We start from the raw sequence: 20136 nt of genomic DNA, 5'->3' as shown, positions 1-20136 counted from the left end.
CCTGACGCCCACACCCCCGAGGCCTCGCGCCGCATGGCCGGCGGGCTGGCCCTGGCCAGCCTGGGCGCCATCGCGTTCAGCGGCAAGGCCATCATCGTCAAGCTGGCCTACCGCCATGGCGTCGATGCGGTCACCCTGATCATGTACCGCATGCTGTTTGCGCTGCCCATCTTCCTGGCCATGGCCTGGTGGGCCACCTACCGCCAGGCCGTGCGCCCGCCAGCCCTCAGCGGGCGCGACTGGCTGGGCGTGCTGGGCCTGGGCATCAGCGGCTACTACCTGGCCAGCTTTCTCGACTTTGCCGGCCTGGCCTACGTCAGCGCCAGCCTGGAGCGGCTCATCCTCTACCTCAACCCCACCCTGGTGCTGCTGCTGGGGCGGGTGCTGTATGGCAAGCCCATCACCGTGCGCCAGGTGGTGGCCATGGGCGTGAGCTACTGCGGTGTGCTGCTGGTGTTCGGCCACGAGGTCAATCTGCAGGGCGGCCAGATCGCCTGGGGCACCTTGCTGGTGTTCCTCAGCGCGGTCAGTTATGCGCTGTACCTGGTCTACAGCGGCGAGATGGTGCAGCGCATCGGCTCGCTGCGCCTGGTCGGCCTGGCCACCTCGGTGGCCTGCCTGTGCTGCCTGATCCAGTTTGCCGTGCTGCGCCCCTGGTCGGCCGCTCTGGTCGCTCCCGAGGTGCTGTGGCTGTCGGTGCTCAACGCCACCCTGTGCACCGCCGTGCCGGTGCTGATCGTGATGATGGCCATCGAGCGCATCGGTGCCGGCCTCACCGCCCAGACCGGCATGATCGGGCCGCTGTCCACCATCCTCATGGGCGTGCTGATCCTGGGCGAGCCCTTCACCGCCTGGGTGGCGGCGGGCACGGTGCTGGTGATGGCGGGCATCTTTGTCGTCACCCGCGGCGCACAGCGCCGGGCCTGACGACCACCGCCCCCGCAGGGCCGGATCTCCCAGCCCTGCGCGCGATGGTTACCAGCCGTATCATCGGCCTCCAACTGAACACTCACCTCATTGGAGCAAGACATGGATCTCGGAATCGCTGGCAAATGGGCCCTGGTCTGCGGGGCCAGCAAAGGCCTGGGCCTGGGCTGCGCACAAGCCCTGGTGCGCGAAGGCGTCAACGTGGTGATCGCCGCGCGCGGTGCCGAGGGCCTGCAGGTGGCCACGGCCGGCCTGCTGGGCGACTCGCTGCGCCCGGCCGCCACCCAGGTGCTGAGCGTGGCCAGCGACGTCACCACGCCCGAAGGCCGCGCCGCGCTGTTTGCCGTGCCTGGCGGCCCGGGCATCAACTTCGACATCGTGGTCACCAACGCCGGCGGCCCGCCGCCCGGTGATTTCCGCGATTGGGACCGCGAGGCCTGGATCAAGGCGGTGGACGCCAACATGCTCACCCCCATCGAGCTCATCAAGACCACCATCGACGGCATGGCCGAGCGTGGTTTCGGCCGCATCGTCAACATCACCTCCAGCTCGGTCAAGTCGCCCATCGACATCCTGGGCCTGTCCAATGGCGCTCGCAGCGGCCTGACCGGCTTTGTCGCCGGTGTTGCCCGCAGCTCGATCGCGGCCCGCGGCGTGACCATCAACAACCTGCTGCCCGGCAAGTTCGACACCGACCGCCTGGCCGGCACCCTGGGCGCCGCCGCCAAGAAGAGCGGCAAACCCATCGAAGCCATCCGAGCCGCCCAACAGGCCCAGATCCCCGCCGGCCGCTACGGCAACCCGGCCGAGTTCGGCGCCATCTGCGCCTTCCTGTGCAGCGTGCACGCGGGCTACCTCACGGGGCAGAACATCCTGCCCGATGGCGGGGCGTATCCGGGGACGTATTGAGCGCGGCTTGGGAGCGTCCCGAGGGGGCTTGGGCCGGTTCGAAGGCTGTGCGCAGCCGGTACACCTGCTCATGCCTGAACTGCAGGCCTCATCACGCGGCATCGTCGCGTGGCGCCTCTGAGGTCATCTTTTTTTCATACGAGCCTTGCGGGACAAGGCACTCGATCAAGGCCTGCCGGGCAGGGTCCATCAGCGACTTCACCAGTGCAGGGGGCAGCTCTGGCAGTGGCAGGTGGGCATCGCGCATCATTTGCAGCACATAGCCACCGTCAGGCAGTCCCAGTTCGTGGGCCGCGTCCACCAGGGACAGGTGCCCCAGGGATACATCGAGCAGCACTTTTTGAGAGGTGTCGAGCATGGTCAAGGCACTGACTGGCTCAGCGAGCCGACACCCGTTTGTTGAGTGAGACGCGATGCAGTGCGGAACAAGCCTGCGCGTGGGGCAGGCTCTTTGCGCCCACTCCTGGGTTGATGCCGGCTGTTTTCATTGGGGGCCTTTAGGTCGGCGTCGTTAACGTACCTGGAATGATGGCTGCTCTCAGTCATTGGTCAAGCTTCAGCCGATCGTTCAGCGTGCCAGCGGCGCCAGCACGCAGGCCACGATCCCGATCTTCAAGTGCGATGGCGTCCAGCCTCCGTGTGCTGTCGGTGCACCTTGCGCCGAGCATGTGACCGGAGGTCGTTCGGTCACCAGGCTGGGGTGTTGAGGGGCATCGGACTGCCTAGAGTGTGTGTTGCACGGGGTCAGTCACTCCGTGCAGTCGCCCTCCATGTCCCATGTTCCATCTCGCCCCCCTTGGCCGCCTGTGCACCGACCATGCTCCAACTCCTGATCTGTGATCACCCCTTGTCATCCGACTGGCAATTGGGGCCGCTGCCGCCCAGGCAAGGCCGTCTGGAGCTGTTGGGTTGGGTCTGCGCCGACGATGCCCAGGAGGGCGGTGTGCCCCTGCCGGTCCGGCAGCTGTTGGCGCGTGTCTGGGTGGGCATGGCCCGGCTGGAGTACCTTTTTCATGACCACCCGGGGCGCAGCACCTGGGCCCGTCTCATTCCTCAGGCGTGGCGCAGGTGTGTGTTGCCGCGCTGGGTCAACAGCACCGACCCCTCTCAGGCACAGGCCTTGTTCCACGATTCAGGGTGTCCCTGGACCCTGCAAGGCCAGGCCTTGCTCCTGAGCGAGGCCCAAAGCCCCAGGCCGAAGTTGGAGTCGGTTCCGCTGGATGTGCTGCTGTCGGATGACTGGTGCTCATTGGCCCCGCTTTTGAGGGCAGTTGGGGTGGAGGCCGTGGTGCGCCCGGGGGTGGATGGTGCGGTGGCTGGGCTTTGGTGGCTGGAGGCCGAGCGGGCGCGTGAGCCGACAGGCTTGCAGCAGCGCTGGCACCAGGCCCTGGCGCGCGAGGTGGCGGGTGGAGTGGCCAGCCTGAGCCAGGTCAGCGAAGACGAGTTCCGCAACCGCCTGGCCCAGCCTTGAGCTGAAGCGCTCACGCCTTGGGCGGCGCCAGCACGTAGGCCACGATCTCGATCTTCATGCCCGGCACCACCAGGGCGTTCACGCCCATGCTGGAGCGGTTGGGGTAGGGGGCCTCGAAGAACTCGCGGTAGATGCTGTCGATCACCGGCATGTCTTTCACATCGGTCATGTAGATCAGCACCTGGGCCACATCGGCCAGGGTGGCGCCGGCGGCTTCGGCGGCCTTCTTCAGGTTGCCGAAGGTGAGGCGGGTCTGGGTTTCGATGTCGCCGGTGAACACGCTGCCGTCGGCCTGCACCGGGCCGTGGGCCGTGAACACGATGCCGGCCCCTTGCACGGCCCAGGAAAAAGGTTGTTTCAGTGGCGGCAGGCCGATGTCGATGACTTGTTTGCTCATGGCGGGGTCTGAAGGGAAGGGGTGGGTGAAAAGATGCATCAGACGCTGGCCAGCAGGGCCAGCGTGGCGTCGCCCAGCAGGGTGCCGGGCTGGCACAGGTCGAGCACCACGTCGAAGTGGTTGCGGGCCGGCACCTCCAGGCTGGGCACCTCGGGCAGGCCCTGGGCCTGCAGCGCCTGCGCGAAGGCGCGGCTCTGGCGTTTGAACTCCTCGGTCTCGACCTCGCCCCAGGCCAGCACGGTGCGGGCAAAGCCGGCCAGGCTGTAGTGCAGCGGGCTCACGTTGCTGGCGCTGTCGCGTGTCAGGCCCAGCGCGGTGTTGATCGAGGTGCCCACCAGCGGGGCCAGTTCGTACACGCCCGACACCAGCACCGCCCCGGCGGGCAGGCCGCTGTCGTGCGGCCAGCCGCGCAGGGTGCACATGGCGGCCAGGTGGGCACCGGCCGAGCTGCCGGCCACCACAATGCGTGTCGGGTCATAGCCCAGGCGGGCGGCGTGGTGCTGCAGCCAGACCAGGGCGGTGCGGCATTCCTGCACGATCTGCTCCACGCTGGCTTCGGGGGCCAGGGTGTAGCCCACGGCGGCAAAGGCGTGGCCGGCAGCCAGGCAGGCCGGGGCGGCAAAGCAGGCGCTTTCTTTGGACAACTCCTGCCAGTAGCCGCCATGGATGAACACCAGCAGGGCCGGAGGCCGGGCAGCGCCCTGGGGCTGCTCGGGCAGGAACAGGTCCAGGCGCTGGCGCGGCAGGCCGCCGTAGGCATGCTCCTGGTGCGGCAGCACACGGGCGGCGTCGCTGCGCTGCTGGTACTGCTGCAGAAAAGGGCGGTAGTCGCCGCCGATGCACGAGCTGGGCGAGTACGCCTGCTCGCGCTCGGCCGGCCCCAGATCGGGCGCCGTGAAACGTGTCGTGGAGGGCTGGTTGTTCACGGCTGGAATCACTGGGGCTTGTAACCGGCGTTCTTGACCATCACGGTCCAGTCCTTGTGGGTGTGGGCCACCCGGGCGGCCAGTTCGGCCGGGCTGCTGCTGGCGGCACTGATGCCCATGGCCGACAGCTTTTCGGCAAACGCCTCCGACTTCACCACCTTGGCCAGGGCCGTGCTGTAGCGCTGCACCAGGTCGGCCGGCAGGCCGGCCGGGGCGAACAGGCCGGTGTAGATCATTTCTTCGTAGCCCTTGATGCCCAGTTCGGCATAGGTGGGCACATCGGGCAGCAGGGCCAGGCGGCTGGTGCCATTGACCGCCACGATGCGCACCTTGCCGGCCTTGGCCGGCTGCAGCATGGCGCCCACCGAGCCGATGCCGGCGCTGATCTGGCCGGCCATCACGTCCTGGGCCACCGGGGCGTCGCCGCGGTAGGGCACCGAGCGCAGGTCGGCGTCCAGGGCCTTGGCCACGATGCCCACCGCAAAGTCGGGCGCGCTGGCCGGGGCCGGCACCCCCACGTTGCCACGGTCGGGGTTGCCCTTGGCCCATTGCGCGAATTCTTTCAGGCCCGCCTTGGGGTTGCCGACCACGCTGGGGTTGATCACGAACACATCGGGGTTGACGGCCACCAGGCCGATGGGAGCGAAGTCCTTGGCGGCGTCATAGCCCGGGTTGAGCACGGTCAGCGGGATCATGGCCATGGTGTGGCTGTTCGACAGGTACAGGGTCTGTCCGTCGGGCTTGGCGGCCTTGAGCAATTGGGCGGCGATCTGGCCGCCCGCGCCGGGCTTGTTGTCCACCACCACCGGCTGGCCCAGCTCCTGCTGCAGGCCTTGGGCCAGCTGGCGCGCGATCATGTCCGAGCTGCCGCCGGCGGCAAAGCCGACCAGGATGCGGATGCTGGCGTTGGGTTGGGCCTGGGTGGTTCCGCACAGGCCGGTCAGGGCCAGGGCCAGGGAGCCGAGCAGGAAGTGGTGGCGCTTCATGGATTTCCTTTCGAGGGGGTGGGTGCTGTGTAGTGATCGAAGCTCAGAAAATCTTGCCGGGGTTCATCAGGCCCAGCGGGTCCAGGGCCTGCTTGATCTGCCGCATCGCGGCCAGTTCGGCCGGGCTGCGGCTCAGGCCCAGGTAGGGCTTTTTGTGCAGGCCGATGCCATGCTCGGCCGACACGCTGCCGCCGTAGGTGGCAAGCAAGCCGTAGACCAGTTCTTCGACCGCCGACTCCGCTTCGGCCAACGACATGCCGCCCAGCGAGCGTGCGTCGGTGCTCAGGTGCAGGTTGCCGTCGCCCAGGTGGCCAAAGCGCACGCTGCGCTGACCGGGCCAGCGTTGCTCCAGCGCGGCCACGCAGGCCTGGGCAAAGTCGCCGATCACCGCCAGGGGCAGGCTGATGTCGAAATTGATGGGCTGCATGCGGGTCGGGAACTCGGCCGTGGCCTCGCGGATGCGCCACAGCGCTGCGGCCTGGGCGCGCGAAGGCGGCAGCACCGCGTCCGCCACCAGGCCCTCTTCGAGGGCAGGCGCCAGCAGTTCTTCCAGCGCCTGCTGCAAGGCCGCCTCGCTGGCGCCCGTCACCTCGGCTAGGGCCAGAAAGGCATGCGGCTCGGCAAAGGGTGGGGGGGCGGTCTTCCATTCGAGCGACAGCTCGACAAAGTCGCGCCACATCAGTTCGAACGCCGCCAGCGCGCCGGGGAAGGCGGCCTGCAAGCGGCTCAGCAAGGCCATGGCCGCCTCGAAATCGGGCAGGGCCAGCAGCACGGTGGCGCGCGCCAACGGGGCCGGGCGCAGGCGCAGCACGGCCCGGGTGATCACCCCCAGCGTGCCCTCGGCGCCGATGAACATCTGCTTGAGGTCGTAGCCGGTGTTGTTCTTGAGCATGGGGCGCAGCATGTCGAGCACCGTGCCGTCGGCCAGCACCACCTCCAGGCCCAGGGCCTGCTCGCGCATCATGCCGTACTGGATCACGCCATTGCCGCCGGCATTGGTGGCCAGGTTGCCCCCGATCTGGCAGCTGCCGCGCGCGCCCAGGTCCACCCCGAAGGCCAGGCCGGCTTCGGCCGCGGCCTCCTGCACGGCCTGCAGCGTGGCGCCGGCCTGCACGGTCAGGGTGGCGGCCCGTGCGTCCACGGCTTCGATGGCTTTCATGCGTTCCAGCGACAGGGCCACCCCGCCGGCCACCGGCACGGCCGCGCCGGCCAGGCCGGTCAGCCCGCCCTGGGGCACCACCGCGATGTGGTGGCGGTGGCAGATGGCCAGGGCCGCCGACACCTCGGCCGTGCTGCCGGGCCGCAGCAAGGCCAGCGGGCGCACGGGTGGGTGGCCGCTCCAGTCGGTGCAGCGCGGCCCTTCGATCTGCTCGCCCAGGCGCAGGCCCTGGGGGCCCAGCGCGGCCTGCAACTCCGCCAGGCAGGCGTTGTTGGCGTGGTCGGAGGCCGCCTCGGTCATGCGGCTTCCAGCACGGCGGCGATGGCGTTGGCCACATGGCTCAGGTTGTTGTCGGTCAGGCCCGACACGCACAGGCGACCCGAGCGCACCAGGTACACCGCATGCTCGGCGCGCAAGCGGTCCACCTGCTCGGCGCTCAGCCCGGTGTAGCTGAACATGCCGCGCTGGCTCAGCAGGTAGTCGAAATTACGCCGGCCCTGGAAGCGCTGGTTCAGGGCGGCGTGCAGGTGCTCGCGCATGCGGCGGATGCGGCTGCGCATGGCCGTGGTCTCGGCCGTCCACAGGGCCAGCAGCTCGGGCTCGTTGAGCACCTGGGCAATCACCTGGGCCCCGTGCATGGGCGGGGTCGAGTAGTTGGCCCGCACCGTGGCCTTGAGCTGGCCCAGCACGCGCTCGGCGGTGGCCGCATCGGGGCACACCACACTCAGGGCGCCGCAACGCTCGCCATACAGCGAGAAGTTCTTCGAGAACGAGTTGGCCACCAGGCAGGTCAGGCCGGCCTCGGCCATGGCGCGCGGGGCGAAGGCGTCTTCGTCCAGGCCATCCCCAAAGCCCTGGTAGGCCAGGTCGATGAACGGAATCAGGCCCCGGCTTTGCAGCACTTCGATCACCGCCAGCCACTGGCTCTGGCTCAGGTCGACGCCGGTCGGGTTGTGGCAGCTGCCATGCAGCAGCACGATGCTGCGCTCGGGCAGGGATTTCAGGCTGGCCAGCATGTCCTCGAAGCGCACCGAGCCGGTCAGCGGGTCGAAGTAGGGGTAGTTCTGCACCGTGAAGCCGCAGCCTTCGAAGATGGTGCGGTGGTTTTCCCAGCTCGGATCGCTGAGCCACAGGCCACTGTCCGGAAAGTAGCGGCGCAGAAAGTCGCCGCCCACCTTCAAGGCACCCGAGCCGCCCGGGCTTTGCAGGGTGGCGATGCGCTGGCTGAGCACAGCTTCGTGCGTGGCGCCGAAGATCAGGCGCTGCACCGCCGCGCGGTAGGTGGGCAGGCCGTCGATGGGCAGGTAGGAGCGGGGGCCGTTGTGTTGCATCAGCGCGGCTTCGGCACGGCGCACCGAGGGCAGCAGCGGCACCTGGCCGTTTTCGTCAAAGTACAGGCCGATGCTCAGGCTGACCTTGTTGGGGCGCGGGTCGGCCTGGAAGCCCTCCATCAGCGAGAGGATGGGGTCGCCCGGGAAGGCGGGCACGTGGGACATCAGGGCGGACTGGCTTGGGTTCATGGCAGTTTGTCTTGGTTGAAAGTTGCTTTGTGCGTCAATTGTGTTGTCGCTCTGGTATTCATCCAACAAAATTTTGATTTGTGGATAAAAATACCCGCCAATTATTGTTTGGTGGAATATCAATGCAAATCGAGCTCGATGAAACCGATCGGCAGCTGCTTCGTGCCCTGCAGGGCAATGCCCGCCTGACCACCAGTGACCTGGCTCAGCTCACGGGCCTGTCGCAGTCGCCCTGCTGGCGCCGCATCCGCCGGCTTGAGGAGCTGGGCCTGATCGAGGGCTACCACGCCCGCCTGCAGCGCCGCAAGCTGGGCTATGGGGTGGTGGCTTTTGTCAGCATCAGCATCGACTTCCAGAACGAGCAGCGCTCGGCTGAGTTTGTGCAGGCGGTGCTGGCCATCCCCGAGGTGGTGATGTTCCATGGCGTCACTGGGGCGGCCGACTTTCTGCTGATGGTGGTGGCTCCCGACCTCGACGCCTACTCGGCCCTGCTGCAGCGCCGCCTGCACCGCTTGCCCGGGGTGCGCCAGGTGCAGACCAGCTTCTCGCTGGAGGAGTTCCGGGGCTTCGAGTCGCTGCCGATCCCGGGGGCTCCGGCCTGAAGACCTGTCGATCGCCGCGCGCATGACTTCGTGCATAACGATGTGCGAAATGAGTCGTTGTGGCTGGCGCCGGGCGCTGCTGCAATCCAGGCTTTCCGTGTCTGAGAAAGCTCACCATGCATCGTCGTCGTTTTCACCAGTGGCTGGGCCTGGCCGGCGCCGCCGGCCTGTTGACGGGCCCGGCCCTGCCGGTGCGCGCCCAAAGCCGGCCCCTGCTCAAGGCCGGTGACCAGAAGGGCGGGCTGCACGCCTTGCTGGAGGCCGCAGGCGAGCTCAAGGGCTTGAGCTACGACATCCAGTGGACCGAGTTCCCGGCCGCAGCCCCCCTGGCCGAGGCCCTGAACGCCCAGGCGGTCGACCTGGGGCCGATCGGCGATGCCCCGCTGATCTTCTCGCTGGCCGCGGGCAGCCGCGTCAAGGCCTTTGCCGTCAACCGCTCCGATGCCTATGGCACGGCGGTGCTGGTGGCGCCCAATTCGCCGCTCAAGGATGCGCGTGACCTCAAGGGCCGCAGCGTGGCCACCAACCGCGGCTCGATCGGGCACTTTGTCACCCTGAAAGCCCTGGCCTCGGTGGGCCTGAAGAGCGAGGACGTGCAATGGCGCTTTCTGCCTCCGGCCGAGGCCAAGCTGGCCCTCAGCACCGGGGCGGTGGATGCCTGGGCCACCTGGGAGCCCTACACCGCGTTGGCGGAGACGGGTGGCCATGCCCGCGTGCTGGTGAGCGGCCGCGGCCTGTGGAGCGGCCTGAGCTTTCTGGCCGCCACCGACACCGCGCTGCGTGACAAGCGCGCCGTGCTGCAAGACTTTGCCCAGCGCGCCGCCCGCGCCCAGCGCTGGGCCAGCCAGCACCCGGCCGAGTTCGGCGACACCCTGGCGCGCATCATCGGCATCCCGGCCGATGCGGCCCGCCTGCAGTTCGAACGCCGCCAGACCCGCTGGCAGACCATCGACGCGGCCGTGGTGGCCGAGCAGCAGCGCACGGCCGACTTCTACTTCGAGGCTGGCCTGATCCGCCAGCGCCTGGACACCAAGAGCACCTTCGACACCGGTTTCGCACTGAGCAGTTGAGGGCTCGGGGGCGCCTGGGGCAGGGCGTGGCCCCTGCCCACAAAAACCGATTTGCGCTCACAATGGGGTGTTGAAAGAATGGCCGGCACATGTTGATGTGCAACCGGCCTTGCAATGCGTGGCTTGGGAGGGCTGGCTGATTCTGGCGGGCAGGTATCCGCAGAAGGGCTGGAGCCGGGCTGGCGCTTGAGTCACTCTGTTTGAGGGAGCGTGCATGCCTTCCTGCGATACCCGGTCTGATGACCCGGCCCTGTTCTATGAGGCCGTGCTGCGCTGTTGCGACGACGCCATCATCACCAAGACCCTGGACGGGGTGGTGACCAGTTGGAACCCTGCGGCGCAGCGTCTGTTCGGCTATACCGCGCACGAGATGCTGGGGCAGCCCCTGCTGCGGCTGTTTCCGCCGGAACGGCAGAACGAAGAAAGCTTCATCCTCGAGAAGATCGTGCAGGGCGAGTGGGTGGACCACTTCGAGACCGTGCGCCTGCACAAGAGCGGCCGGCGCCTGCATGTGTCGGTCACCATCTCGCCGATCCGCGATGCCAGCGGGCGCATCGTGGGCGCCTCGAAGATCGCGCGCGACATCAGCGAGCGGGTCGAGCTGTGGCACCGCTCCCAGCTGTTCCAGTCGATTGTCGAATCCACCGACGACGCGGTGATCAGCAAGACCACGCAGGGCATCGTCACCAGCTGGAACGCTGCCGCCGAGCAGTTGTTCGGCTACCGCGCCGACGAGATGATCGGCCAGCCCATGCTGCGCCTGCTGCCGCCTGAGCGCCAGAGCGAAGAGGTCGAGATCCTGCGCCGCATCGCGGCGGGCCAGCGCATCGCGCATTTCCAGACCCAGCGCTGCCACCGCGACGGGCACCGCCTGGCCGTGTCCGTCACCATCTCGCCGGTGCGCGACCCCCTGGGGCGGGTGTCAGGCGCCTCCACCATCATGCGCGACGTGTCGCACCAGAAGCGGCTGGAGGAGCAACTGCGGCTCACGGCCAGCGTGTTCACCCATGCCAACGAGGGGGTGGTCATCACCGACCCGCAGGGGCGCATGGTGGATGTGAACCAGGCTTTCGAGCGCATCACCGGTTATGCGCGCGAGGAGGTGCTGGGCCGCACCGCCCACTTTCTGCGCTCGGGGCGCGACGGCCCGGACGTGGTGCAGCAACTGCTGGCCGAGCTGCAGGCCCAGGGCCGCTGCCAGGGCGAGGTGTGGAGCCGGCGCAAGAACGGCGAGGCCTACGCCGGCCTGCTCACCGTGAGCCGGGTCGATGATGCCGCAGGCCAGCCGCAGAACTATGTCGCGCTGTTTGCCGACGTGACCTCGATGCGGGTGCAGCAGGAGCGGCTGGAGCACCTGGCCCATTTCGATGCCCTGACCGGTCTGCCCAATCGCCTGCTGCTGTCCGATCGCCTGCGCCAGAGCATGGCGCACAGCCGTCGCCAAAGCCAGGCCTTGGCGGTGCTGTACCTGGATCTGGACGGCTTCAAGGCCATCAACGACAGCCATGGTCACGATGTGGGCGACGCCCTGCTGGTGGCGGTGGCCGGCCAGATGAAGATGGCGCTGCGCGAATCCGACACCCTGGCGCGCATGGGCGGCGATGAGTTCGTGGTGGTGCTGGGCCAGTTGCCTGGGGCCGAGGCCTGCCTGCCCCTGGTGGAGCGCCTGCTGTTGGCCTGTGCCGCCCCCTTGGGGGTGGGTGATCGGCTGTTGCAGGTGTCGGCCAGCATCGGCATCACCTTGTTCCCGCAGGACGATTCCGATGTCGACCAGCTGCTGCGCCATGCCGACCAGGCCATGTACCAGGCCAAGCAACTGGGCAAGAACCGCTACCACCTGTTCGATCCGGTGCACGACGCCCGCATGCGCAGCCGCGCCGGCGTGCTGGCCGCCCTGCGCCTGGGGCTGGAGCAGCAGCAGTTCGAGCTGTATTACCAGCCCAAGGTCAACATGCGCACGGGCGCGGTGGTGGGGGTGGAGGCGCTGCTGCGCTGGCATCACCCGAGCAGCGGCCTGCTGCACCCGCCCGCCTTTCTGCCCCTGATCAGCGGGCAGGACCTGGAAGACACCCTGGCCGACTGGGTGTTGCGCGAGGCCTTGCGCCAGTTGGAGGATTGGTCGCGCCAGGGCCTGGTGCTGGGCCTGAGTGTCAACGTGGGGGCGCGCCAGATGCTGCAAGGCGGTTTTGCCGCCCACCTGCGGGCCTGCCTGGCCGACTTCCCCGACGTGGACCCGAGCCGGCTCGAACTGGAGGTGCTGGAGAGCAGCGCACTCGAAGACATCCACCAGGCCTCGCGGGTGATGCGCGAATGCCGCGACATGGGCGTGCACTTTGCGGTGGACGACTTCGGCACCGGCTACTCCTCGCTCACCTACCTCAAGCGGCTGCCCGCCGAAACCCTCAAGATCGACCAGAGCTTTGTGCGCGACATGCTGGTGGACGAGGAAGACCTGGCCATCGTGCAGGGCGTGATCAGCCTGGCCAAGGCCTTCAACCGGCAGGTGGTGGCCGAAGGGGTGGAGCACCTCGAACAAGGCAGCCGCCTGCTGGCCATGGGCTGCGAGCTGGCCCAGGGCTATGTGATCGCCCGCCCCATGCCGGCGCCGGCCTTCCTGGCATGGCTGGCCCATTGGCAGCCCTGTGCCGCCTGGACCGCCGCCCAGCGGCCCGCGGCGCCTTGACGGGCGGGCACAATACATGGATGCCCAGCCTTTACGAAGCCATGAACTCTGCTCTCCAGTCGCACTGGAAGCAGCACCAGAACCAATACCCCCGATTCATCCTGTCGCCTGAAGACCACGCCTCGCTGATGCACGAGATCGCCGTGGTGCGTGAGGTGTTCGGCCCCTCGGCCCTGGAGTTTCCGCGCGACCAATACCACGGCGCGCCGATCGAGATCCGACCCGGGGCCGCGCCCACGGTGGTGGCGCTGGACGGCAGCGAGACCTTGCTGGAGCTCTGAGCGCGGCGGGCGGCCCAGGCCCCGGCGCGCGCCCTGTTTTGTGGCGTGGTCAGCCTGGTTCACCCGGTTTTGCACCAAACCAGGGCGTTTCGGCGGGTCTGTCAGGGCAGGCAGACATCTTGCATGGCAGTGGGTCAGGCACCGCCCCGGCGGTGATCTTCCATCACCCACGACCACAGGACCCCGTCATGATTCCCTGCAAACGCCAATCGCTGATCACACTGGCCGGTGCCACTCTGGCCCTGGGCCTGAACCTGGGCCTGTTGCAAGGCGCCCATGCCCAGAACGCCCTCGATGAGGTGCTGAAGAACAAGACCCTGCGCCTGGCCATCCCGACCGACTTTCCGCCCTATGGCTTTGTGGGCACCGACCTCAAGCCCCAGGGCCTGGACATCGATGTGGGCCTGCTGATCGCCGACAAGCTGGGCGTGAAGGCCGAGCTGCTGCCGGTCACCAGCTCCAACCGCGTGCCCTACCTGCAGACCCACAAGGCCGATCTGGTCATCTCCACCCTGGGCAAGAACGCCGAGCGCGAGAAGGTGATCGACTTCACCGTGGCCTATTCGCCCTTCTTCATCGCCGTCTTCGGCCCCAAGACCCAGGCCCTGAAGGCGCCCGCCGAGCTGGCCGGCAAATCCATCGGCGTGACCCGCGGCTCGGTGGACGACACCGAACTCACCAAGGTGGCCCCGGCCAGCGCCGAGGTGCGCCGATTCGAGGACAACACCGCCACCATCTCGGCCTTCGTGGCGGGCCAGACCCAGTTCATCGCCACCAGCGCCCAGGTGGCGGGCGCCATGATGGCGCGCAACCCGCAGCTGGGCACCGAGTACAAGTTCGTGCTCAAGGACTCGCCCAACTACATCGGCCTGGCCAAGGGCGAAGACAAGCTGCGCCTGCGCGTCAACGAGATCCTGCTGGAGGCCAAGAAGAGTGGCGATCTGGACCGCCTGGCCGTGAAGTGGCTGGGCCGCCCCGCGGGCGACCTGCCGCAATGAGCGGCCTCACCCGAACAAGCTGCATCCCATGACCGGCCCAGCGCTCTGGCGCCTGGATGCCACCGCGCTGGTGGCTGGTTACCGGGCGGGCCGCTTCACACCCGAGCAGGCCTTGCAGGCCTGCCTGGCACGGGATGCGGCCACCCGGGAGCGTCTGAACGCGCTGATCTGGCGCGACCCCGAAGGCGCACTGGCTGCCGCCCGGGCCAGCACCCGGCGCTGGGCCCAGGGGCAGCCCCTGAGCGAGCTCGACGGCGTGCCCGTCACGGTCAAAGACAACCTGCACGTGCAGGGCTGGCCCACCCGCTGGGGCAGCCGCCTGCTGCCCGAGCAGCCCCGCCCGGCCGACGAACTGCCGGTGGCCCGGCTGCGCGCCGCCGGTTCCGTGCTGTGGGCCAAGACCCACCTGCCTGAATTTGCCATGCAGGGCATCACCGACAACCTCTTGCACGGCCCCTGCCACAACCCCTGGGACCTGGGCCGCACGCCCGGCGGATCGTCGGGCGGTGCCGCGGCCGCCGTGGCCGCCGGCCTGGGCCCATTGGCGCTGGCCACCGATGGCGGTGGCTCGATCCGCCGGCCGGCCGCCCACTGCGGCGTGCTGGGCTTCAAGCCCTCGGCCGGCCGGGTGCCGCGGGCGGGCGGCCTGCCTGAGATCTTTCTGGACTATGAGGTGGTGGGTGGGCTGGCCCGCAGCAGCCGCGACCTGCAGACCTTGCTGGGGGTGCTGGCCGGTGGTGCGAAGGCCGCTCTGCCCGAGCCGCCCTCCCGACCGGCCCGCATCCTGGTGCTGCCCCGTTTCGGCCAGCACCCGGTGCAGGCCGGGGTGCGTGAGCGCCTGGCCCAGGTGACCGAGGGCTTGCAGGCGCTGGGCCATGAGCTGGTGCAGCCCGCCGCGTTCGATCTGGCCGACGATTTGAACCAGCATTGGTCCAGCCTCAATGGTGTGGGCCTGGCCTGGTTGCTGGACACGCCCGCGGCCTGGGCCCGCCTCGGCACCGGGCAGCCGGCCCCGGCCGATCTGCGCCTGGCCGGCCCGGTGGCGCAGGCCGCCTTGGCCGCCGGGCGCCAGGGCACGGCGCAAAGCCTGTTTCGCCTGCTGGCGGCCATCCACGTGCTGCAGCAGACGATGCGTGATCTGTTCGAGCAGGCCGACTTTGTGCTCACCCCGAGCACGGCCTGTGTGGCCTGGCCGCTGGGGGCCAGCCACCCCGAACAGATCGATGGCCAGGCCGTGGGCCCGCGCGGGCATGCGGTGTTCACCGCGCTCGCCAATGCCGCCGGCCTGCCCGCCATCAGCCTGCCGACCGGCTTGGTGGACGGGCTGCCCTGTGGCCTGCAATTGATCGGCCCGGCCGGCGCTGACGCTGCCGTGCTGGCCCTGGCCCGCGAGTGGGAGCCCGTGCTGCGCCAGGGCCCGCTCTGGCCGCCCGGCCTGGAGCCCGCGCCCGCTGAGGCCCTGGCATGACGCCTGCGGCCCTGGCCCAGGCCTTGTGGCAGGCCCGGCAGCCCGGCCGGCCCCGGGTCAGCGGCCCGGTCTGCGATGCCTCTACCTTGTCCGATGCGGCCGCCGCCTATGCCGTGCAGGATCAGAGCCTGCGTTGGCTGGGCCCGGTCGGGGGCTGGAAAGTGGGCGCGGCCGGCCCCACCCACACTCCCATCTGCGCGCCCCTGCCCGCGGCCGGCCTGCTGGCTTCAGGCGTGGCCCTGAGCCCACCCCGGGGTGCCTTGCGGGGGCTGGAGGTGGAACTGGCCCTGCGCGTGGCGCACGACCTGCCGCCCCAGCAGCAGGGGCTGGGCGATGCCCTCTTGTGCACGGTGTTCGATGCGGTGCTGCCGGCCATCGAGTGGGTGGACTCGCGCTTGGCCGCGGGTCAGGCCAGCCCGGCCCTGCTGCGGCTGGCCGATCTGCAAAGCCATGGCGCTTTGATCCTGGGGCCCGCGCGCCCGCTGGGCGCGGCCGACCCCGAACCCGATCTGCCGACCCTGGGCGCCACGCTGTGCTGGAACGGCCAGACGGTGGCCAGCACGGTGGGCGGCAACCCGGCGCAAGACCTGCGCCGGCTGGTGGATTGGCTGATCGGGCACACGGCCCGGCGGGGTCTGCCGCTGCGCGGCGGCCAGATCGTGACCACGGGGTCCTGTACCGGCCTGCTGTGGGCGCTGGAAGCTGGGGTGAGCGTGCAGGGCCGACTCGGGTCCTGGGGCGAGGTGGGGCTGAGTCTGATCTCTTAATCTTCAGCCGGTGGGCTGTTCTGTGCCGAGCGGATCAGCAAGGTCATCAGCAGGGCTGCTGCCGCCGAGGAGGCCAGCACCGGTGATTTTCCGATCACATCGGCCAGGCGCAGCAGGGCGTCGGTGCCCAGCAGTTGCACGCGGTCGGCCAGGGCCACCACGTCGTCCACGCTGATCTTCTGCAATTCGGGGCCCAGGCCCTGCAGGCCTGGCAGGTCCTGCCAGCCCGTCTGTAACTTGATGCGGGCAAATGCGCCGTGGGCCACGGCCACTGCGGCCAGCACCCCCAGGGGGGCCACCAGGCGCTGCAGCAGGCGCGCCTTCAGCGGCGGGCTGGCCGATTCATAGACCTGACCGATCAACAGCGACACGGCTTTGCCTTGCTCTTCGGGCGATTCAGCCGTCACGGCGCGGGCCAGTTCGGGTCCGCCAACCTGACGCGCCAGCACAGCGGTGGGGAGGCCGGCGGGCACCGGCGTTGGTTGAGTGTTCAAGCTCATGGACATGCTCCTTGAAAGAGGGTTTCCTTGAAGCAGGAAGAGTTGAAATCATCGCCATGAACGGCTGCTTTTCAATGACGATCGTGGTAACGGCATGTAAGGTTTTTGTTCGTCATTGAATTTGGAAACAGGATTTTTGGCTTGACCGGAATCCCCCGCTGGGGGACCCGGGCTGCCTTGTAACGGGGAGATACATCCTGCTATGCTGAATGCCGCTGAAGGGAGCCATTCATGGCGGATGTGTCCACCGGTTTCCAGCGGGAAACCTTTGCAGCCGATACGACGATCTTTCGCGCGGGTGACGCGGGAGAGGCCGCCTATGTGATCGACAGTGGCTGCGTGGAGATTCTGCTGGGCCCCGAAGGCGCACAGCGGCGCATCGAGGTGTTGGCCGAGGGCGCGATGTTCGGCGAAATCGCCCTGCTGGATGGCTTGCCTCGCAGCGCCACGGTGCGAACCCTGGTGCCGACCCGGCTGATCCGCATCGACCGCAGCCACATCGAAGGCCTGTTGCAACAGGCGGATCCGGTGGTGCAGTACCTGGTCAAGGTGCTGCTCGACCGGGTGCGCAGCGAGCGCGCAGCCCGGCTGGAGCTGGAGGGCTTTGAGCGCCAGTCCCCACGCTCAGCCACGGAACTCGACCCTGACGAACGCCTGCACATGGCGGCTTTGCGCACACTGTCGCTGGCCCAGAGTCTGTCAGATGGCCTGCGGCTGGGGCAGCTGGAGGTGCACTACCAGCCCATCGTGTGGCTGTCGGATGGCCGCGTGGCCGGCCTGGAGGCCCTGGTGCGCTGGCGCCACCCGGCATTGGGCTTGATCAGCCCGGATGAGTTCATCCCCTTGGCAGAAAAGACGGGCCTGATTCACCGGGTGGGGGAGTTCGTGATGCAGCGCGCAGCGGCCGATTGGGCTCAGTTGCGCGGGCTTTGCTGGGGGCAGGCGGGTGCGCCCGCTTTCATGAGTGTCAACCTGTCGGCACCCGAGCTCTGTGCGCCCGGTGCGATGCAGCGCATCCAGGCCTGTCTGGCAGAACACCGGATGCGCCCGGACGAGCTGCACATCGAATTGACCGAGTCCATCGTGATCAGCAGCGTCGAGGTGGTGACCCATGTGGTGCAGGCCTTGCGTGGCCTGGGCGTGGGCGTGGCGCTGGACGACTTCGGCACCGGGTACGCCGGCCTGGGCTACTTGCAGACCCTGCCTTTTTCCTGCCTCAAGATCGATCGCAGCTTTGTCGAGCGCCTGCACCGGGGTGAGCGCAGCTTCCACATTGTCAAATCGGCGCTGGAGTTGTCGGCCCTGCTGGGCATGAGCACGGTGGCCGAGGGCATCGAAGACGCCGAGACCGGTGAGGTGTTGCGGCGCATGGGATGCACCTTTGCCCAGGGTTTCTTTTTTGCCCGGCCCATGCTGCTGGTTGATTTGCTGCCCTGGTTGCAGGCTCGCGCCGATGTGGCGTCAGACCTGGCTGGCTGATGGCGCCAGGCCTGTCTGGATTTGTGATGATGTGTAATCATTGCGGTCACAGGTGATCAGATGCCAGGCTGTGCTTTCGGTCAGGCCACGCGGTCATCGCTTCACTTGAACGCGTATTTGCAACCTTCCCACCCACGCCGTGAGTCCATCGAAGCTGATTGATTCTGCCGAAGCTGCTGCGGGCCACCTCGGTGCCGAACAGTTGCGTCTGCCCGGCGCCACGCGGGTGATCCTGGTGGTCGATCTGGTGGAGTCGGTCCGTCTGATGCAGGAGGACGAGCATGGCACGGTGACCCGCTGGCATGCCTTCACGGTGCAGGCCAGGCGTCTGATCGAGGGCGCATCGGGCCGGGTGGTCAAGAGCCTGGGCGACGGCTTGATGGCCGAGTTTGCCCTGGCCGGGCGGGCCGCCACCGTGGCTCAGCAATTGCACGCCTTGCTGCAGGGCGTCGGCCTGACGGCGCTGCGCACCGGGGGCATGGCGCTGCGCATCGGCTTGCATGCAGCCCCTGTCTACCAGGGGGCCGACGACATCTATGGCCAGGGCGTGAATCTGGCCACCCGGCTGTGCACCCTGGCCGGGCCGGGTGAGACCGTGGTCAGCCTGGACATGCGCGATCTGCTCGTGGACGGGCTGGATGGCGAGCTGTGTGACCTGGGGGAGTGTTACCTCAAGCACCTGGAGGCCCCTGTGCGGGCTTTCCGTCTGGGCCCGCCGGGCATCAACCCGGTGTTGCGCACGGTCAGCGAAGAACGCAAGCCGCTGCGCCCCACCGTGGCGGTTGCGCCTTTCCGCAGCCGCAGCACAGAGGGGCAGGACTGGGTGATCGGCGACCTGATCGCCGACGGGGTCATTGCCCGCTTGTCGCGGCTGCCGGATGTGCGGGTGATCTCACGCATGTCCACGCAGGGCCTGCGCGAGCGCAGCGACGGCGCCACGGTGGCCGGCGAACGCCTGGCGGCGGCCTACCTGCTCTCGGGCAGTTACGCGGTTCAGGGCGCGCGCACCCTGATCATGGCCGAGCTCACCGACACCCGCCGTGGCGAGGTGATCTGGGCCGAGCGGCTCAGCGATGACACGCTGGACCTGCTGCAGGTCTCCAGCCAGCTCATCGAACAGCTGAGCCAGGCGGTCAACCACCGCATCGTCAACGCCGAGGTGGGGCAGGCCTTGTCACAGCCCTTGCCGCGGCTGGACAGCAATGCCTTGATGGTGGGGGGCATTGCCTTGATGCACCGGGCGTCGTTGGCTGACTTCCAGCGCAGTCGCGAGATCCTGACGGCCTTGATCGAACGCCATGGGCGCGAGGCCAGCTTGCGGGCCTGGCTGGCCAAGTGGCATGTGCTGAACATCGTGCGCGGCCTCAGCCCCGATCCGCAGCGCGAGGTGCGACTCGCCTTGAGCCAGACCCAGCGCGCGCTGGATCTGGAGCCGGAAAACGCGCTCACGCTGTCGGTGGAGGGGCACATCTACACCCAGCTGCTCGGTGAGTTCGGCCTGGCAGAGCAGCGCCTGAACGCCGCCGTCAAGGCCAACCCGAATGAGTCGATGGCCTGGCTGTTCAAGAGCGTGCTGTCGTCGATGTGGGGCTCGGCCCCCGAGTCCGTGGCGGAGGCCTTGTATGCCGAGGCCTTGTCGCCGCTGGACCCGATCCGGTACTTTTACGACCTGATCACCGCCTCGGCCTTGCTGACCAACCACGACCATGAAGGGGCTTTGCGCTATGCGCAGCGCTCGATCCAGGCCAACCGGCACCACGCGCCGGCCTACCGTGTGCTGCTGACCGCCCAGGTGGAGCTGGGGGCCATGGACGCGGCCCGGCAGACGCTGGCCAGCCTGCTGCAGGAGCAGCCCGAACTGACCATCGAGACCTACATGGCCATCGGCAGCGGCCACAGCGTGACGCGCCAGCGCTGCATGGCGGCGCTGCGCGCGCTGGGCGTGCCTGAGGCCTGAGCGCCCGGCCCAGACCGCGGGCGCGGAACGGATTGC

General features: G+C 68.5%; 19 protein-coding genes. 12 read left to right on the top strand and 7 right to left on the bottom strand.

Going from position 1 to position 20136, the window contains the following annotated elements:
- Positions 1-33: 33 nt before the first annotated feature.
- Both L880_RS0117450 and L880_RS0117445 read left to right on the top strand, forming a co-directional pair.
- Entirely contained in the window at positions 34-927 is an 894-nt protein-coding gene (locus tag L880_RS0117450) for a DMT family transporter (RefSeq protein ID WP_157462944.1), read from the top strand.
- A gap of 102 nt (positions 928-1029) precedes the next feature.
- On the top strand, positions 1030-1836 hold the full coding sequence (locus L880_RS0117445; RefSeq protein ID WP_027476768.1) for an SDR family oxidoreductase: 807 nt from the start codon (positions 1030-1032) through the stop codon (positions 1834-1836).
- Between the two features lie 91 nt (positions 1837-1927).
- On the opposite strand, the gene L880_RS0117440 is transcribed toward L880_RS0117445, so the two are convergent.
- Positions 1928-2194, bottom strand: a complete 267-nt coding sequence (locus tag L880_RS0117440) for a hypothetical protein (RefSeq protein ID WP_157462943.1) — start codon at positions 2192-2194, stop codon at positions 1928-1930.
- Between the two features lie 459 nt (positions 2195-2653).
- On the opposite strand from L880_RS0117440, the gene L880_RS0117435 reads away from it, so the two are divergent.
- A complete protein-coding gene (locus L880_RS0117435) occupies positions 2654-3307 on the top strand; it encodes a hypothetical protein (RefSeq protein WP_027476766.1) in 654 nt (217 codons plus the stop codon).
- A 10-nt stretch (positions 3308-3317) separates the two neighbouring features.
- Here L880_RS0117435 and L880_RS0117430 read toward each other — a convergent pair whose 3' ends face one another.
- From L880_RS0117430 to L880_RS0117410, 5 genes are read right to left on the bottom strand one after another with little or no spacing between them, the layout of a single operon-like run.
- A complete protein-coding gene (locus L880_RS0117430) occupies positions 3318-3704 on the bottom strand; it encodes a RidA family protein (RefSeq protein WP_027476765.1) in 387 nt (128 codons plus the stop codon).
- A gap of 38 nt (positions 3705-3742) precedes the next feature.
- Positions 3743-4630, bottom strand: a complete 888-nt coding sequence (locus L880_RS0117425; RefSeq protein ID WP_027476764.1) for an alpha/beta hydrolase — start codon at positions 4628-4630, stop codon at positions 3743-3745.
- An 8-nt stretch (positions 4631-4638) separates the two neighbouring features.
- Positions 4639-5616 carry a tripartite tricarboxylate transporter substrate-binding protein gene (locus tag L880_RS0117420; RefSeq protein WP_027476763.1) on the bottom strand — a complete coding sequence of 326 codons (978 nt, stop codon included), beginning with the start codon at positions 5614-5616 and terminating at the stop codon, positions 4639-4641.
- 43 nt (positions 5617-5659) lie between these two features.
- Entirely contained in the window at positions 5660-7075 is a 1416-nt protein-coding gene (locus L880_RS0117415; RefSeq protein ID WP_051443388.1) for an FAD-binding oxidoreductase, read from the bottom strand.
- Positions 7072-8274, bottom strand: coding sequence for an amino acid aminotransferase (locus L880_RS0117410; protein ID WP_211245334.1), 1203 nt, complete (start codon positions 8272-8274; stop codon positions 7072-7074). The genes L880_RS0117415 and L880_RS0117410 overlap by 4 nt, the downstream gene beginning before the upstream one ends.
- A 143-nt stretch (positions 8275-8417) precedes the next feature.
- Here L880_RS0117410 and L880_RS0117405 point away from each other — a divergent pair, with 143 nt between their 5' ends.
- From L880_RS0117405 to L880_RS0117375, 7 genes are all read left to right on the top strand, one after another.
- On the top strand, positions 8418-8897 hold the full coding sequence (locus L880_RS0117405; RefSeq protein ID WP_027476760.1) for an Lrp/AsnC family transcriptional regulator: 480 nt from the start codon (positions 8418-8420) through the stop codon (positions 8895-8897).
- Positions 8898-9013: 116 nt separating this feature from the next.
- Entirely contained in the window at positions 9014-9967 is a 954-nt protein-coding gene (locus tag L880_RS0117400) for an ABC transporter substrate-binding protein (protein ID WP_027476759.1), read from the top strand.
- 214 nt (positions 9968-10181) lie between these two features.
- Positions 10182-12650 (top strand): sensor domain-containing protein, encoded by a 2469-nt coding sequence (locus L880_RS0117395; RefSeq protein WP_043329799.1) that lies wholly within the window; start codon positions 10182-10184, stop codon positions 12648-12650.
- 41 nt (positions 12651-12691) lie between these two features.
- Positions 12692-12931: a hypothetical protein gene (locus tag L880_RS32690; RefSeq protein WP_157462942.1), complete on the top strand. Its 240-nt coding sequence runs from the start codon at positions 12692-12694 to the stop codon at positions 12929-12931.
- Positions 12932-13119: 188 nt separating this feature from the next.
- Positions 13120-13929 (top strand): transporter substrate-binding domain-containing protein, encoded by an 810-nt coding sequence (locus tag L880_RS0117385; protein WP_019575117.1) that lies wholly within the window; start codon positions 13120-13122, stop codon positions 13927-13929.
- 28 nt (positions 13930-13957) lie between these two features.
- Positions 13958-15397 carry an amidase gene (locus L880_RS0117380; RefSeq protein WP_027476757.1) on the top strand — a complete coding sequence of 480 codons (1440 nt, stop codon included), beginning with the start codon at positions 13958-13960 and terminating at the stop codon, positions 15395-15397.
- Positions 15394-16164 (top strand): 2-keto-4-pentenoate hydratase, encoded by a 771-nt coding sequence (locus L880_RS0117375; RefSeq protein ID WP_027476756.1) that lies wholly within the window; start codon positions 15394-15396, stop codon positions 16162-16164. Before L880_RS0117380 ends, L880_RS0117375 begins: the two co-directional genes overlap by 4 nt.
- On the opposite strand, the gene L880_RS0117370 is transcribed toward L880_RS0117375, so the two are convergent.
- Positions 16161-16664, bottom strand: a complete 504-nt coding sequence (locus L880_RS0117370) for a hypothetical protein (protein WP_157462941.1) — start codon at positions 16662-16664, stop codon at positions 16161-16163. The two genes, L880_RS0117375 and L880_RS0117370, sit on opposite strands and share 4 nt — an antisense overlap.
- 231 nt (positions 16665-16895) lie before the next feature.
- Here L880_RS0117370 and L880_RS0117365 point away from each other — a divergent pair, with 231 nt between their 5' ends.
- Together L880_RS0117365 and L880_RS0117360 are read left to right on the top strand one after the other, a co-directional pair.
- Complete coding sequence (locus L880_RS0117365) at positions 16896-18143, top strand: EAL domain-containing protein (RefSeq protein ID WP_027476754.1); 1248 nt, start codon at positions 16896-16898, stop codon at positions 18141-18143.
- A gap of 139 nt (positions 18144-18282) precedes the next feature.
- Positions 18283-20100, top strand: a complete 1818-nt coding sequence (locus L880_RS0117360; protein WP_051443387.1) for a tetratricopeptide repeat protein — start codon at positions 18283-18285, stop codon at positions 20098-20100.
- Positions 20101-20136: the final 36 nt, after the last annotated feature.

Source organism: Curvibacter gracilis ATCC BAA-807, assembly GCF_000518645.1.
Classification (GTDB): Bacteria; Pseudomonadota; Gammaproteobacteria; order Burkholderiales; family Burkholderiaceae_C; genus Curvibacter; species Curvibacter gracilis.
This window is presented reverse-complemented; position numbering and strand designations above follow the sequence as displayed.

Coding starts and splice junctions, on each gene's coding strand:
- L880_RS0117415 (WP_051443388.1), bottom strand. CDS start 7,075: ATGACCGAGGCGGCCTCCGACCACGCCAACAACGCCTGCCTGGCGGAG.
- L880_RS0117450 (WP_157462944.1), top strand. CDS start 34: ATGGCCGGCGGGCTGGCCCTGGCCAGCCTGGGCGCCATCGCGTTCAGC.
- L880_RS0117365 (WP_027476754.1), top strand. CDS start 16,896: ATGGCGGATGTGTCCACCGGTTTCCAGCGGGAAACCTTTGCAGCCGAT.
- L880_RS0117420 (WP_027476763.1), bottom strand. CDS start 5,616: ATGAAGCGCCACCACTTCCTGCTCGGCTCCCTGGCCCTGGCCCTGACC.
- L880_RS0117430 (WP_027476765.1), bottom strand. CDS start 3,704: ATGAGCAAACAAGTCATCGACATCGGCCTGCCGCCACTGAAACAACCT.
- L880_RS0117405 (WP_027476760.1), top strand. CDS start 8,418: ATGCAAATCGAGCTCGATGAAACCGATCGGCAGCTGCTTCGTGCCCTG.
- L880_RS0117375 (WP_027476756.1), top strand. CDS start 15,394: ATGACGCCTGCGGCCCTGGCCCAGGCCTTGTGGCAGGCCCGGCAGCCC.
- L880_RS0117385 (WP_019575117.1), top strand. CDS start 13,120: ATGATTCCCTGCAAACGCCAATCGCTGATCACACTGGCCGGTGCCACT.
- L880_RS0117445 (WP_027476768.1), top strand. CDS start 1,030: ATGGATCTCGGAATCGCTGGCAAATGGGCCCTGGTCTGCGGGGCCAGC.
- L880_RS0117380 (WP_027476757.1), top strand. CDS start 13,958: ATGACCGGCCCAGCGCTCTGGCGCCTGGATGCCACCGCGCTGGTGGCT.
- L880_RS32690 (WP_157462942.1), top strand. CDS start 12,692: ATGAACTCTGCTCTCCAGTCGCACTGGAAGCAGCACCAGAACCAATAC.
- L880_RS0117435 (WP_027476766.1), top strand. CDS start 2,654: ATGCTCCAACTCCTGATCTGTGATCACCCCTTGTCATCCGACTGGCAA.
- L880_RS0117370 (WP_157462941.1), bottom strand. CDS start 16,664: ATGAGCTTGAACACTCAACCAACGCCGGTGCCCGCCGGCCTCCCCACC.
- L880_RS0117400 (WP_027476759.1), top strand. CDS start 9,014: ATGCATCGTCGTCGTTTTCACCAGTGGCTGGGCCTGGCCGGCGCCGCC.
- L880_RS0117440 (WP_157462943.1), bottom strand. CDS start 2,194: ATGCTCGACACCTCTCAAAAAGTGCTGCTCGATGTATCCCTGGGGCAC.
- L880_RS0117395 (WP_043329799.1), top strand. CDS start 10,182: ATGCCTTCCTGCGATACCCGGTCTGATGACCCGGCCCTGTTCTATGAG.